A 14,182-nucleotide genomic window follows, 5' to 3' on the forward strand; every position below is an offset into this window, starting at 1 on the left:
CGCCTCACTTCGCTCCGAGGAAGTACGAGGTGTGCGGGGGCTGGTTGTATGCGGTGTTCTGCCATGCCACGCCGAGACGATAGACCGGATCGTGCATCAGCGTCACGATGCGTTCGCCGGTGGGGATGGGCGTCGTGTAGATGCGCAGCTCGGTGCCGTCGGCGCTCGGGACCACCAGCTCCTCGCGCCAGTCGCCGAGAATGTCGGCGGAGAGCGCCGGGTTCGCCTTGGTGCCATTGTTCGAGACTACGCCCGGCGGATCGAGCAGCAGTTTCTCGGTGCCGGTGGTCCAGTCCCATTTGGTGATCTTCTTGCCGTCGAGCAGCTCGCGCAGCCGATCGCCGTCCCACCAGATCGCGAAGTTCGCCGCGCGCGGATGTCCGCCGGGGATGACGTTGCCCTTCACGTCATAGAGCTCGCGCGAATTGCTTGCCCAGGCCTCGGCGCCGGGATGGCGCGGATCGATGTCGATTGCGATGCCGCGCCCGGTATCCTTGTCGGCCGGGGTCGACCACAGGATCGCGCCGGTGCGCGCGTCGAGCATCGCGGCGCCGCGATTGCCGCTCATCCGCATATTCTCGTGCACCCCGAACTTCTCGAGCCCGCGATGCGTGGGGTCGAGATCGGACAAGTGCATCGCGTCGCCATGGCCCAGGCCGGACGACCACAAACCCTTGCCATTGTCGTCGATCACCATCGATCCGTAGAATACTTCGTCGCGGCCATCGCCATCGACATCGGCAACCGAGAGCTGATGGTTGCCCTGGCCACCGAACTTCTCGTTGCCCGGCGCCGCGCTGTCGAACAGCCAGCGCATGCTGAGCTTGCCGCCCCGATAATCCCAGGCGGCGACCGTCGAGCGGGCATAATAGCCGCGGCCGAAGACCAGGCTGGGCCTTCGCCCGTCGAGATAGGCGACGCCGGCGAGATAGCGTTCGGAGCGATTGCCATAGCCGTCGCCCCAGGTCGCCTTCATCTGCTCGTAGCTCGGATTGTCGCCGCTCGGGTCTCGCGCCGGAGCATAGGGCGCGCTGGCGAGTGCGCGGCCGGTCGCGCCATCGAACACGGTCAGATATTCGGGGCCCATGAGGACTCGGCCCTTGAGTTCGGAGACCTTCTTCCCGTCGGGTAGCACCTTGGCGCCGGTGCGGTCGTCTATGTCCACTTCGCCCTCGCGGCTGGTCCAGCTGCCGTGCGGATCACCGATCATCCGGTTGGTGCCGTCGACGCTGCCGTCAGCGGTCTTCATCGCGATCTCGGCCTTGCCGTCGCCATCGAGGTCATAGACCATGAACTGCGTATAATGCGCGCCCGAGCGGATGTTGGGGCCGAGATTGATCCGCCACAGCTTCTTGCCTTCGAGCGTGTAGGCGTCGATCAGCGTCGCGCCAGTATAGCCTGAGAACGCATTGTCCTTGGCGATCGAGGGATACCATTTGACGATCAGCTCATAGCGACCGTCGCCGTCGAGATCGCCGACCGAGGCGTCGTTCGCGGTGTAGCTGTAGGTTTCGCCATCGGAGGTGCGACCGTCGGCGGGCTTGTCGAGCGGGATGGGCAGATAGCCGCTCGCCCAGGCCGTCGTCCCGGCGCCACGCGCGGCGAGGGCGTAGCGCGACGTCGCCGTACCGGCGCGGTCGAGATAGCTCGTCGCCTGCCTGCCGCCGATCCGCGCAATCGCCTTGCCGTCGCGATACAGCGTGAAGCGTGCGCGCTTCGCGTCGGTCGCGAGCAGCCGCCACGAGACATGGTTGCCACCGCCGGCCGCGGGCACCGCGACAAGGGCACGATCGAGCCGCTCGACTTGCCGCCCCGCGACGATCGGTGCCGCCTGCGCCGGAATCGCCGATGCGATGATGAGTGCCGTCAGCATGAACCTCTCCCCGATTATTTTGCGGCGAAGCTGCGCCGGGCGCGAGCGGGAGTCAATATCGTCCCAACAAATGGCACGATGATTTACATTTCGGGATTGTGTCGTAGCGTACCCCGGACGCGAAAACGGGCCGCAATCCGAGGATCGCGGCCCGCTCAGCCCATTCCCGAAGAAGCGGGCCGCCGCGAGGGCGGCCCACAGGGAGGCAAGGCTTCAGAACTGTGCGTTGAGGCCGAAGGTGAAGGTGCGGCCGATACGCGTCTGGAACAGCGTGTCCTGACGCACGCTGTCGATATACAGCGTGTTACGTGCGTCGGTAATGTTCTGGGCTTCGAGGATCAGCTTGAAGTTGTCCGTCAGCTTGTACGAGGCCGAGGCATCGACGAAGGTGTTCGGCTGGTTCGCACGGATGTCGCTGCCGTTCGCCGCGATGATCGCGCGGGTGTAGCGGTCGCGATAGCTGGCCGTGCCACGGATGCTGAAACGATCATCCTCGTAATAGAGCGTGCCGCTTGCCGAGTTCTTCGACAAGTCGATCAGGTCCGAGGTGAAGATCGTGCCGGTGCCGGTGATGTAGTCGATCTTCGAGGTCACCCGCGTGTAGCTACCCAGTGCGCCGAAGTGCGAGAGGAAGCCCGGCAGGAAGTCGAACTGCACCTGGGCATTGACTTCGAAGCCCTTGAGCGGGCCGCCGGGAGTGTTCAGCGGACGGCGCACCGTGAAAATGTCGGTCGGAATCGTGTTGGTGCCGGCCAGCAACGCATCGGGCAGGCCCAGCTGGTTGAACGGAATATTCTCGGTCGCATTCTGGATGTAGGTTTCGATGTCCTTGTAGAAATAGGCGACCGAAAGCAGCGAGCCGGGCTTGAAATACCATTCCAGCGCCAGATCGAGCGTATTGGCGCGGATCGGGTTCAGGAACGGGTTGTTGGTGCTGGCATTGCGCGTCGTCGCGGTGATCGAGGGCGAACCCGGGATCATCACGCCCAGCTCGGGCCGGGAGATGACGCGTGCCATCGACGCACGGACCAGCAGGTCGGGGGTGATCTCACCGACCACGTTCACCGACGGCAGGAAGTCCTCATAGTCCCGATCGACGACGTTGGCCGTGGCGGTGACGCCAGTCGGGCTGCTGGCCAGCGCACGGGTCAGGAAGCCGACGGCGCGCATGTCCGTCTTGACGTAGCGCACGCCCGCGTCGCCGCGCAGCGTGAAGGGCAAGGTTTCCGAGGTGTCGAAGTTTACCATCAGATAGCCGCTCTTGATCCGCTCGCGGATCCGCGACGTGCCGACGCCGCACGAGGCGTCGATGCAGAAGTCGAAGCCGTTCGGGAAGTTGAACGTCTGACGCCATTTGTCCGGATCGATCGCGACCCAGCTCGCTGGGGCGCCGGTGCCGAAGATGTCGTCGACGCCGGTGATCTGGCGCGTGATGCTGGTCAGGCTGGTGCCGGCCGGCAGCGCGCGGGTCACGTTCTGGCCGGTATATTGCGTAGCGCCGCGCGCGCTGTAGTCGCTCTCGCGGAACTGGCCGCCAACCTTGACCGTGAAGCCCGGCGTCACGTCCCATTTGGTGTTGAGTTCGAAGGTCTTGTTCTTGGTCTCGTTGCGCGACGGCTTGCCCTGCGTGCTGAAGCCGCCGAGGAACGTCACGCCGCCATCGGGGCTGGGCGCATAGGCGAAGTTGGCGGGGTTCGCGACGTCGATGCCGAAGCCGATCGTCGGATTGTAACCGCCATCGCGGAAGTCGATGGTCACGCCATCGGCATCGATCGCGTCGATGAAGGTCTGCAGGCGCTCCTTGCCGTCCCATAGCGAATTCGAGATGCCGGCCAGGCCGGAGATTTCGAAGCTGTCGGAGAAGCGGTGACGGAAGTTGAAATTGGCCTGCTTGAAGGTCGAGACGAAGGTATCGACCAGGCCTTCCGAGCGGATGTCGACGCCGTCGAACAGGCCATAGACCAGCGAGCCGTTCTGATCGAATTCGACGTCGCGCACCGACACCATCGGCTGGCCATTGTTGTTGATGTTGCGGGCGAACGACAGCAGCGCAATGTAATTGTCGCGGCGCTCGACGTTGAGGCGCGAATAGAGGCCGTCGATCGAGATGTCGGTGTTCTCGGTCGGCTTCCACTGGATGGTCGCGGTGCCGCCAAAGCGTTCGGTATCCTGCTCCGAATTCACATAGCGCGGGATGCGCGGGAAGAACGCGCCGCTGCCCGGCGTGGCGGCCGCGGCGGGGCTGAAGTTACTGCGCAGCGCCATGATCGTGTTGTACGCAGCGATCGTGCCGGTGCGCGGATTGCCGGTGCTGCACATCGTCGCGGATGCACCACGGCCGGCATAGGTCACGGGCGAGGGGCTGACCGGGGTGTAGCCGATCGGGGTGCAAAAGGGCTGCGCAGCGGCGCCGGTGCCGAGCTGGTTGCCGCCCAGGGTCGAGGACAGGATGTCGACTGCCGAATAGCCGGCTTCGCGCAGGTGACGCTTCTGATAGGCGCCGGAGAGCAGCACGCCGAACGTGCCGTCGGCGAACTGCTTCGAGATGATGGCCGAGGCGCGGGGATCGAGCTTCTTGCTGACCTCGTTGTAGACGCCGCGGGCAGTGGCGCTCAGCACGAAGTCCTTGTCGTAATCGAGCGGATGCGGCGCCTTGAGGTCGACGGTGGCGCCGAGCGATCCTTCCTCGACATCGGCCGAAGGCGTCTTGCGCACCGCGAGCGACGAAAAGATTTCGGTGGGGAAGGCATTGAAGTCGAAGCTTCGGCCCGAGTTGCCGGCGCCGTAAATGTCCGACGATCCGGTCTGCGACGTGCCTTCCATGCCGTTTATGCGCACGCGGGTGAAGCCGGCGCCGAGGCCGCGGACCGAGATGTTGCGGCCTTCGCCGCCGTCACCGCGCGACAATGCCACGCCGGGGACGCGCTGCATCGATTCGGCGAGATTGGAATCGGGGAACTTGCCGATGTCTTCGGCGACGATCGAGTCGATCGCGGCAGTCTCTTCGCGCTTCTGGTTGAGTGCGGTGGCGAGCGAGGCGCGGAAGCCCTGGACGACGATGTCGCCTTCGGTGCTCTCGGGCGTCTCCTGCGCGCTGGGGTCCGCGGCGGGCGCTTCCTGCGCCATTGCTACCGGTGTCCATGCCAGCGCCATAGCCAGTGCCGTGCTCGAAATCCCGACACTCCGGGCACGCGAAGTCGATTGTATCTTCATGCTCATCCCCTCCTCAGGTCCTGTCTTTGACCGCCGCGCTTGGTGCACTGGTCGATCTCATTTCTTGTTCTTATTTCCCAATATATATGACGTAACGAAAACGTCTCGCCAATCCCCTGTTTTGCATTTGTCCGATCAATGTGGGGTTTCTGTCACACTCCGGACGCAGGTCGTCGCGGGCGATACCACCCCTAATTGCTACCGGTGTCAATTCACGGACGACGAGCCGGACGTCGTAAGGTGTCAGCTTGGCACTTGCCCTCAGTGACAGGCGGCGGAACCCAGCGGTTTGATGCGGGTCAGGTCCGGGCGGTCAGTAAGGACTTTCTCTGCAATCGGGATCTTCAGTCCCTTGATCTCTTGCGCGACCAGATTTGCCATCTCGCGTGCGCCGAGCTCGCTGAAATGCGTGTCGTCGGCGATGCCTTGGGGGAAGGCGGCGAGCTTGTCCGCGGGCGTATAGTGCAGGAAATACTGCTTCGAACCTGCCTCGCCGGCGCGGCTGACCAAGTCGAGCGAGCGTGCCTCGAGATCGATCAGCGGCGTGTTGGTGGTCACCACCAGTTCGCGCATCACCTGCGAATAGGCGGCGAAATCCGCCTTGGCGCGCGCGCCGTCGAACGAGCGGCGGGCCGGGGGCGTGACCAGCACCGGCACCAGCCCGCGGCCGCGCGCCTCCCAGATCATCCGGATCAGATTGTCGCGGTAGAGCGTCGCGGCGGGGGCATAGCGCTCGGGGCGCGACACGCTCGCGTCGTTATGGCCGAACTGGATGAGCACGGTGTCGCCGGGCCTGGACTCGGCGATCAGCGCGTCCCACTTCCCCTCGGAAATGAAGGTGCGCGTGCTGCGTCCGCCGACTGCGCGGTTGACCACCTCGACATCGGGCGCGAGCCCGCATTTGAGCATCATCCCCCAGCCGAGCTGCGGATACTTCTCGGCGCCATAGTTTGCCGCAGTCGAATCGCTCGCGATCAGGATGCGCGGATCGGCCGAAGCCGGCGCCGCCAGCGCGAGCAGGCCGGCAACGGCGCCGAGCAGCGCCCTCATTGCAGGTTCACGAAGGCGCCACCGTCGACCAGCAGCGCCGCGCCGGTGACATAGGCAGCCATGTCCGAGGCGAGGAACACGATCGGGCCGGCGAGATCCTCGGCCTGGCCAAGGCGGCCGAGCGGGATGCGGGCTTCCATGTACTTGCGCTTCTCCTGGTCGGCGAGATCGTCCTTGTTGATCTCGGTCAGAATCGTGCCAGGCAGCACCGAATTGCAGCGGATCTTGTGCTTGCCGAGCGCAATCGCCGTCGACTGCATCAGCGAATGGAGGCCCGCCTTGGTCGGCGTATAGTGCGTCTGATATTCGCCACCGACGAGCGCCGAGATCGAGGAGACTGCGACCAGCGCGCCGCCGTGCCCCTGCTTGACCATCTGGTTGGCTGCGGCCTGGCACATGAAATAGCCGCCGAGCAGATTGACCTGCACGGTGCGCTGGACGGTCTCGACCGGCATGTCGAGGAAGGAGTGGAACGGGCAGATGCCGGCATTGGAGACCATCACGTCGACCTTGCCGAACGCCTCGACGGCCTTCGCCACGAATTCGGTCGCAGTCTCGGCGGCGGCGACGTCGCCCTTGACTGCGAGCCCGCGCTGGCCGGCGGCCTCGATCTCCGCGACGCAGGCGGCAGCCTCGTCGTCGCGGCTGTGATAGTTGATGACGACGTCGGCGCCGGCCTTGGCCGCGCCCACTGCGGCGGCGCGGCCGATGCCCGTCGATGCGCCCGTGACGAGCACGGTCTTGCCCTGCAACAACTTCACCTGGTCTCTCCTAAAGGTACTAAACTATCTGCGCGCGCGGCGCGGGGGGCGCACGTCCGGGCTCCAGCCCAGATCGGTGCTGATCTTCTGCGCGGTTTCGCGGACTTCGGCGCTCAGCGTCTCCATCCGCTCGTCGTCCATATATTGCGCGGCGCTCGACACGCTGATCGCCGCGACGATCTTGCCGGAGACGTCGCGCACCGGGGCGGCGACGCAGCGGATCTGGTCCTCATTCTCTTCGAGGTCATAGGCGTGGCCGGCATCGGCATAGCCGCGCATCCGATCGAACCACGTCTCGCGGTTGGCGCGCGGCGCGCCATGCGCCTGATCGGCGTCGAACAATCGTGTCCATTCGGCTTCGCTGCCGTCGACGAGCAGTGCCTTGCCCAGCCCGGTCGAGGTGAGCGGCTGGCGGTCGCCGATCCGGCTCGAGATCTCGACGCGGCGGCGGCCGGGGATCTTGTCGAGATAGAGGGCGAGGTCGCCGTCCATCCGGCCGAGATGCACGGTGTCCTCGGACGCGGCGGCGAGTTCCTCCATGCGCGGGCGCGCGATCTGGACGATGTCGGCCTGGCTCTGGGCGAGGAAGCCCAGCTGGATCAGCTTGGGGCCGAGCTGATAGCCGTCGCGCGGCAGATAGGTGAGGAAGCCGCGGTCGATCAGAGCGTTGGCGAGGCGGTGCGTGGTCGAGCGCGTCAGGCTCATCCGCGCCGAAAGCTCGGCGAGCTTGATCGGGCCGTCGATCACCTTGTCGAGCATGTCGAGCCCGCGGATCAGCGTCTGGCTGCCCTGTACCTTGGGGCCCGCCTTCTTCTCGGCGGGTTCCGATTCAGCGTTTGACGTGTCGCGTCTCATCTCGTAACATCCTATCCCATAAAGTGAGAAAGTAAAGCATCAGGAGGGGTGCGAGGCGGCGAAGCATTTCGGCTATCGCCACACCCATTCAGTCAGGCATCGCGGTGCGACGTATCACATGATGGTATGCGTTGCTCGCGATTTTTCACATGCTCAGGCTCTGTGCCCAGATGTGGTACGGGTGCCGCAAAAGGGGTCAGACGACGTGGCGGCAGCCGGCCTTTCGAAGATCAAGTACGTCCGTGCCTTCACCGTCCGCGGCGGCGGTGCCGATTATCACGATCAGGGCGAAGGCCACTGGATCGACAATCACATCGCCACGCCGATGGCGCGCTATCCCGAATATCGCCAGTCGCGGCAGAGCTTCGGCATCAACGTGCTCGGCACGCTGATCGTCGAGATCGAGGCAGAGGACGGCACGATCGGCTTCGCCGTGACCACCGGCGGCGAGCCCGCCGCGTTCATCGTCGAAAAGCACCTGGCGCGCTTCCTGGAAGGCCGCGACCCGCGCGAAGTCGAGAAGATCTGGGATCAGATGTATTTCTCGACCCAATATTACGGCCGCAAGGGGCTGGTGGTGAACGCCATTTCGGGCGTCGATCTCGCGCTGTGGGACCTGCTCGGCAAGCTGCGCGGCGAGCCGGTGTACCAGATGCTGGGCGGCGCAGTGCGCGACGAACTGCAATTCTACGCCACCGGTGCCCGGCCGGATGTCGCCAAGGAACTCGGCTTCATCGGCGGCAAGCTGCCGCTGCATCATGGGCCTGCAGAGGGACTTGAGGGCCTGCACAAGAACATCGCCGAATTGGCTGACATGCGTTCGAAGGTCGGCGACGATTTCTGGCTGATGCTCGATTGCTGGATGAGCCTCGACCTTGATTACGCCACGCGGCTTGCGCATCGCGCCTATGACGAGTGCGGGCTCAAATGGATCGAGGAGGCGCTCAGCCCCGACGATTACTGGGCCTATGCCGCGCTCAAGAAGAACGCCCCCAAGGGGCTGCTGGTGACCACCGGCGAGCATGAGGCGACCCGCTGGGGCTTCCGCATGCTGATGGACATGGAATGCTGCGACATCATCCAGCCCGATGTGGGCTGGTGCGGCGGCGTCACCGAGCTGATCAAGATCGCCAACTATGCCGACAGCAAGGGCGTGATGATGATCCCGCACGGCTCGAGCGTGTACAGCTATCACTTCGTCATCACCCGGCATAACAGCCCGTTCGCCGAGTTCCTGATGATGCATCCCGGGCCGACCGAGGTCGTGCCGATGTTCCACCCGCAATTGATCGGCGAGCCGGTGCCCCAGAACGGGCGCCTGCACGTGAGCGCGCTCGACAAGCCCGGCTTCGGGGTCGAACTCAATCGCGACCTGCCGATGCACCGCCCCTACACGCACTAAAGCAAGAGAAGCCGCCACATGAAACTCTGCCGCTACGGACTCCGGGGACAGGAAAAGCCCGGCCTTGTCGACAATGACGGAACGCTCCGCGATCTCTCGGGCACGCTCGCCGACCTCACGGTCGATGCGATCGCCGGGCTCGCCAACATCGATGCCGCGAGCCTGCCGGCGGTCGAGGGTACGCCGCGCTACGGCGTGCCGATCAAGGGCATCGGCAAGATCGTCGCGATCGGCCTCAATTATGAGGATCACGCGATCGAATCGAACCTGCCGATCCCGACCGAGCCGGTAATGTTCATGAAGGCGCTGTCGAGCCTGACCGGCCCGAACGACGAAGTCATGATCCCGAAGGACTCGACGCACAGCGACTGGGAAGTCGAACTCGGCGTGGTGATCGGCAAGACCGCGCGTTACGTCGAAGAGGCCGATGCGCTTTCGTACGTCGCCGGCTACACCGTCGCCAACGACGTTTCCGAGCGCTTCAACCAGAAGCAGCGCGGCAGCCAGTGGAGCAAGGGCAAGGGCCACGACACCTTCTGCCCGGTCGGCCCGTGGCTGGTCACGCCCGACGAAGTCGGCGACCCGCAGGACCTCGACATGTTCCTCGATGTCAACGGTGACCGGATGCAGACCGGCAACACCCGGACGATGATCTTCACTGTCCAGCAGATCATTGCCTATGTCAGCCAGTATATGACGCTCTATCCGGGCGATCTGCTGATCACCGGCACTCCGCCGGGAGTGGGCGAGGGCAAGAAGCCCGAGTCGATCTTCCTCAAGGCGGGCGACACGATGCGGCTGGGCATCGCCAAGCTCGGCGAGCAACAGCAGGCCGTCGTCGAATGGCGCCACCTTGGTGACGAGGTGCTCGGGTGAGCGTCTACGCCGGACGTTATGAGGGCCGCACCGCGGTCATTACCGGTGGCACCGGGGGCCTTGGCATCGCAGTGGCGCGCCGCTTCATCGCCGAGGGCGGCCAGGTCGCTTTGTGGGATCTGAACGCCGAGGCGCTGGCTACCGTGGCGGACGAGATCGGTGCGAAGCACATCGTCGCGCTCGACGTCTCCGATCCGGCGGCAGTCGCGCAGGCCGCGAAGGACAGTGCCGCCGCGCTCGGGCGGATCGACGTGCTGGTCAATTCGGCCGGGATCACCGGCGCGACCGTGCCCGTCCACGAATTCCCGATCGACAGCTGGCAGCGCGTGATCGACATCAACCTCAACGGGCTGTTCTATTGCTGCCGTGAAGTGATCCCGCACATGCTGGCGAACGGCTATGGCCGGATCGTCAACGTCGCGTCGGTGGCGGGCAAGGAAGGCAACCCCAACGCCTCTGCCTATTCGGCGTCGAAGGCGGGTGTGATCGGGCTCACCAAGTCGCTCGGCAAGGAACTGGCGGGCAAGGGCATCATCGCCAATGCGCTGACCCCGGCGACGTTCGAGAGCCCGATCCTCGAACAGCTTCCGCCGAGCCAGGTCGATTACATGCGCTCGAAGATCCCGATGGGCCGGCTGGGCGAGGCCGAGGAAAGCGCCGCGATGATCCTGTTCATGGCGAGCGAGGAATGCAGCTTCACCACGGCGTCGACCTTCGACACCTCGGGCGGGCGCACGACGTACTGATGAAACTAAGCCCCTCCCCTTCAGGGGAGGGGTTGGGGTGGGCCTATCAATGGGCACACCGGTCTAGGTGAGACGGCCACGCCCCACCCCCGACCCCTCCACTGAAGGGGAGGGGCTTGATAGGAGAAGAGGAAAGTGGCGCGCGATCTGCCCTTTATCGATGCCCATGTGCATCTCTGGGATCTCGATCGCATCGCCTATCCATGGCTGACGCCCCCCTTCGCCGATGACGGTCCGAACGGCAGCGTCGAGCCGATCGCTAGAACCTATCTGCTCGACGATTACCTCGCAGATGCCGAGGGCTGGGATGTCCGCGGGATCGTCCATGTCGATGCCGGCGCGGACGGCGCCGCGGCGCTCGCCGAGACCCAATGGCTCCAGGGCATGGCAGACAGTCGCGGCATGCCCAATGCGATCATCGCCTTCGCCCCGCTCGACGATCCCGATGCCGAGGCGCTGCTGGAAGCGCATGCTGCGCACCCGAACGTCCGCGGTATCCGCCATATCGTCAACTGGCACGCCGATCCGCGCCGCACCTATTCGCCGCGCGACGTCACGCTGGACGATGCCTGGGCGAGGGGTTTCGGACTGCTCGGCAAATACGGCCTGAGCTTCGATCTCCAGGCCTATCCCGGGCAGTTCGCCGGGCTCGCCAGGCTGATCGCCCGGCACCCCGAAACGCAAATCATTATCAATCATGCGGGCATGGCCGTCCCCGGCGAATGGGAGCAGTGGCGTGCCGGCATGGCCGCGCTGGCTGCGCTCCCCAATGTCGCGACCAAGCTCTCGGGCATGGGCTTCACCCACCGCCCGTGGAGCCTGGATCAGGCGCGCGGATATATCCTCGAAGCGATCGAGCTGTTCGGCGCCGATCGTGCGATGTTCGCCAGCGACTTTCCAACCGACAAGCTTTTCGGCAGCTTCGCGCAGCATCTCGATGCCTATGCGGAGATCACCGCCGATTTCACGCAAACCGAGCGTCGTGGCCTATGGGCACGCAACGCCAATCGCATCTACCGGCTCGGGCTGGACGTCTAGGGGGACAGAAGTTGAGCGACACCCAGGATCATAAGTGGCGCGACACCATCCTCGCGGGTCTCGCCAATTATATCGATGCGGGCTCGATCGTTGCGGGATCGGTGGCGCTGGCGCTGTGGCGGGAGATCTACGGCCTGTCGGACAGCTTTATCGGGCTGATCGGCGCGTTCAGCGCCAACGCGATCTCGGCGGGCGTCGGCGCGCTGATCGGCGGCATCCTGTGCGACAAGTTCGGGCGCAAGAAGATCTACCAGTACGACATGCTGTTCTACGCGTTCGGCATGCTCTTCCTGGTCTTCGCCTCGGCGCCGTGGATGATCGTGCTGGGCTTCGTACTGGTCGGGCTCGCCGTGGGTGCCGACATCCCCGCCTCCTGGTCGCTGATCGCCGAGCAGGCGCCCGACGACAAGCGCGGGGCGCATTCGGGGGTGGCGCAGTTGCTCTGGTATCTCGGGCCGGTCGCAGTGCTGGTCGCGGCCTATTTCCTCCAGCCCTGGGGCATCACCGGGGTGCGCTGGATCTTCGCGCATCTGGCGGTGCTGGCGCTCGGACTGACCTTCCTGCGCTCGCGGATGCGCGAGTCGCAGCGTTGGGAGGAAAGCCAGGTTTCGAGCGGCGGTGTGCCCAAGCAGAATTGGCGCGAGCTGTTCAGCCCGCGCTACCTTGGCGCGATCGTGTTTCTCGCTTCGATGTACGGCTTCTGGAACCTGTGGGCGGGCTTCAACGGCTTCTTCACGCCGTATCTGGTCAAGGAGCACAATCTTCCCGAATGGGTCGCGACGATCGTCCCGGCGAGCTATTTCCTGATCGGCATGGTCTCGATCCTGGCGATCTTCATGACGCTGTCGGACAGGGTAAACCAGCGGCTGCTGTTCGGCATTTCGGCAGGCATGCATGTGATCGGCATGGCGCTGCTCGCGATCTTTGGCTTCACGCTGGAAATCTACATCCTCCATGTCGTGATCATGGGGGTCGCCGGCGGCTTCGGCGCGCAGAGCTTCTTCCAATTGTGGTCGGCCGAACTCTTCCCGACGGCAATCCGTTCTACGGCGCAGGGACTCACCTTCGCGATCGTGCGCATCGGGCTGGGCATCTGGAGCTTCTTCGTGCCGTGGCTCGCTTCCTATGACTACACCACGCTCGCCTGGATCCTTACCGGCTTCCTGGTGGTGAGCGGACTGGTCGGGCTGGTCTGGGCACCGCGCAACGAAGGCAAGTCGCTCGAGGCGATCGCGGCGGAGCGCGGATGATGCGGATCAAGGCCCTGTTCGCGGCGCTTGCCGTGCTTTTCGCGACGCCGGTGGCTGCGCAGCCCAAGGCCGATCCGGCGCCGCTGCTGCTTCCGCAGATGCAGCTCCACGATCCGTTCATCGTCGCCGACAAGGCATCGAAGACCTATTATCTGTTCACGCGCAACGAGACCGCGATGACCGGCGACCGCCGGCTCGGCACGATGGTCTATACCAGCAAGGACCTGAAGCACTGGAGCCGCCCGCGCGTCGTCTTCGCGCTGCCCGAAGGAACCTGGGCCAAAGGCGGCGCCTGGGCGCCCGAAGTGCACCAGTGGAAGGGGAGATGGTATCTCTTCACCACCTTCCACGACGAAGCCGCAACGCTGCCTGCGGAGGGCAAGCGCAAGCCCTATCGTCGCGGTACGATCCTCGCGGTGGCGGACAAGGTCGACGGGCCGTACCGCGTGGTGCGGAACGGCGAGCCGATCGTCGACAAGGCGCTGATGACGCTCGACGGCACGCTGCATATCGACGCGCAGGGCAAGCCCTGGCTCGTCTATGCGCATGAGTGGCTGCAGACGACGATCGGTACGATCGAGGCGATCCCGCTCAACGACGATCTCTCCGCTGCGGGCAAGCCGCGCGTGCTGTTTCGCGCCAACGAAGCGCCCTGGGCCAAGGGCCAGCGCCAGCCCGATGGCGATACCGTCTGGGTAACCGACGGCCCCGAATTCTACCGCACCGCAAACGGCACGCTGACGATGCTGTGGTCGAGCTATGGCGAGCGCGGCTATGTCCAGTCGATCGCGCGTTCGACGTCGGGACGCCTCGAAGGCCCGTGGGAGCAGCTCGACCCGCTGGTCCGGCGCGACAGCGGCCATGGCATGTTGTTTCGCGCATTCGACGGACGGCTGATGATGGTGCTCCACCGCCCGTTCACGCTGGCGCTGGGCAAGCTTTACGAGATGAAGGACGCGGGCGATCGGGTCGAAGTGGTGCGTCAGGCGACCGAGCTCGATCTCGAAGCCTATCCGACGCATCCCTGCGTCCAGCCCCACACGCCGACCGAGCGGAAGGTGGATTGCTGACTCTGATGGAATAGGTGCCGACCCACCTCCTTTCGCTCAGCACGAACG

Annotated in this window: 11 protein-coding genes; 6 read left to right on the forward strand and 5 right to left on the reverse strand. The window is 64.8% G+C overall.

Features of this window, described 5'->3' with window-relative positions:
- Positions 1 to 4: 4 nt before the first annotated feature.
- The 5 genes from BXU08_RS17805 to BXU08_RS17825 form a co-directional block, all read right to left on the reverse strand.
- A complete protein-coding gene (locus BXU08_RS17805) occupies positions 5 to 1,873 on the reverse strand; it encodes a rhamnogalacturonan lyase (RefSeq protein WP_171982566.1) in 1,869 nt (622 codons plus the stop codon).
- A 213-nt stretch (positions 1,874 to 2,086) separates the two neighbouring features.
- Positions 2,087 to 5,086, reverse strand: coding sequence for a TonB-dependent receptor (locus tag BXU08_RS17810; protein WP_253190424.1), 3,000 nt, complete (start codon positions 5,084 to 5,086; stop codon positions 2,087 to 2,089).
- Between the two features lie 261 nt (positions 5,087 to 5,347).
- A complete protein-coding gene (locus tag BXU08_RS17815) occupies positions 5,348 to 6,136 on the reverse strand; it encodes a rhamnogalacturonan acetylesterase (RefSeq protein ID WP_077511301.1) in 789 nt (262 codons plus the stop codon).
- A complete protein-coding gene (locus BXU08_RS17820) occupies positions 6,133 to 6,897 on the reverse strand; it encodes an SDR family NAD(P)-dependent oxidoreductase (RefSeq protein ID WP_077511303.1) in 765 nt (254 codons plus the stop codon). Before BXU08_RS17820 ends, BXU08_RS17815 begins: the two co-directional genes overlap by 4 nt.
- Before the next feature lie 24 nt (positions 6,898 to 6,921).
- Positions 6,922 to 7,752 (reverse strand): IclR family transcriptional regulator, encoded by an 831-nt coding sequence (locus BXU08_RS17825; RefSeq protein WP_077511305.1) that lies wholly within the window; start codon positions 7,750 to 7,752, stop codon positions 6,922 to 6,924.
- A 205-nt stretch (positions 7,753 to 7,957) separates the two neighbouring features.
- Here BXU08_RS17825 and rhmD point away from each other — a divergent pair, with 205 nt between their 5' ends.
- The 6 genes from rhmD (at position 7,958) to BXU08_RS17855 (ending at position 14,134) form a co-directional block, all read left to right on the forward strand.
- The gene (rhmD, locus tag BXU08_RS17830) at positions 7,958 to 9,154 is read left to right on the forward strand and encodes an L-rhamnonate dehydratase (protein ID WP_171982567.1); all 1,197 of its coding nucleotides are present in this window, start codon (positions 7,958 to 7,960) and stop codon (positions 9,152 to 9,154) included.
- 18 nt (positions 9,155 to 9,172) lie between these two features.
- The gene (locus tag BXU08_RS17835) at positions 9,173 to 10,030 is read left to right on the forward strand and encodes a fumarylacetoacetate hydrolase family protein (RefSeq protein ID WP_077511309.1); all 858 of its coding nucleotides are present in this window, start codon (positions 9,173 to 9,175) and stop codon (positions 10,028 to 10,030) included.
- Entirely contained in the window at positions 10,027 to 10,776 is a 750-nt protein-coding gene (locus BXU08_RS17840; protein ID WP_077511311.1) for an SDR family NAD(P)-dependent oxidoreductase, read from the forward strand. Before BXU08_RS17835 ends, BXU08_RS17840 begins: the two co-directional genes overlap by 4 nt.
- 135 nt (positions 10,777 to 10,911) lie before the next feature.
- Positions 10,912 to 11,814: an amidohydrolase gene (locus tag BXU08_RS17845; RefSeq protein WP_077511313.1), complete on the forward strand. Its 903-nt coding sequence runs from the start codon at positions 10,912 to 10,914 to the stop codon at positions 11,812 to 11,814.
- Positions 11,815 to 11,825: 11 nt separating this feature from the next.
- Positions 11,826 to 13,064: an MFS transporter gene (locus tag BXU08_RS17850; protein WP_253190425.1), complete on the forward strand. Its 1,239-nt coding sequence runs from the start codon at positions 11,826 to 11,828 to the stop codon at positions 13,062 to 13,064.
- Complete coding sequence (locus BXU08_RS17855) at positions 13,061 to 14,134, forward strand: glycoside hydrolase family 43 protein (protein ID WP_253190426.1); 1,074 nt, start codon at positions 13,061 to 13,063, stop codon at positions 14,132 to 14,134. The genes BXU08_RS17850 and BXU08_RS17855 overlap by 4 nt, the downstream gene beginning before the upstream one ends.
- Positions 14,135 to 14,182: the final 48 nt, after the last annotated feature.

Origin of the sequence: Sphingomonas sp. LM7, from assembly GCF_002002925.1 — a bacterium.
Classification (GTDB): domain Bacteria; phylum Pseudomonadota; class Alphaproteobacteria; order Sphingomonadales; family Sphingomonadaceae; genus Sphingomonas.

Bases quoted from the DNA above. Each gene is read 5' to 3' on its own strand.
- BXU08_RS17805 (WP_171982566.1), bottom strand. From the start codon at position 1,873: ATGCTGACGGCACTCATCATCGCATCGGCGATTCCGGCGCAGGCGGCA.
- BXU08_RS17810 (WP_253190424.1), bottom strand. From the start codon at position 5,086: ATGAAGATACAATCGACTTCGCGTGCCCGGAGTGTCGGGATTTCGAGC.
- BXU08_RS17815 (WP_077511301.1), bottom strand. From the start codon at position 6,136: ATGAGGGCGCTGCTCGGCGCCGTTGCCGGCCTGCTCGCGCTGGCGGCG.
- BXU08_RS17825 (WP_077511305.1), bottom strand. From the start codon at position 7,752: ATGAGACGCGACACGTCAAACGCTGAATCGGAACCCGCCGAGAAGAAG.
- BXU08_RS17835 (WP_077511309.1), top strand. From the start codon at position 9,173: ATGAAACTCTGCCGCTACGGACTCCGGGGACAGGAAAAGCCCGGCCTT.
- BXU08_RS17855 (WP_253190426.1), top strand. From the start codon at position 13,061: ATGATGCGGATCAAGGCCCTGTTCGCGGCGCTTGCCGTGCTTTTCGCG.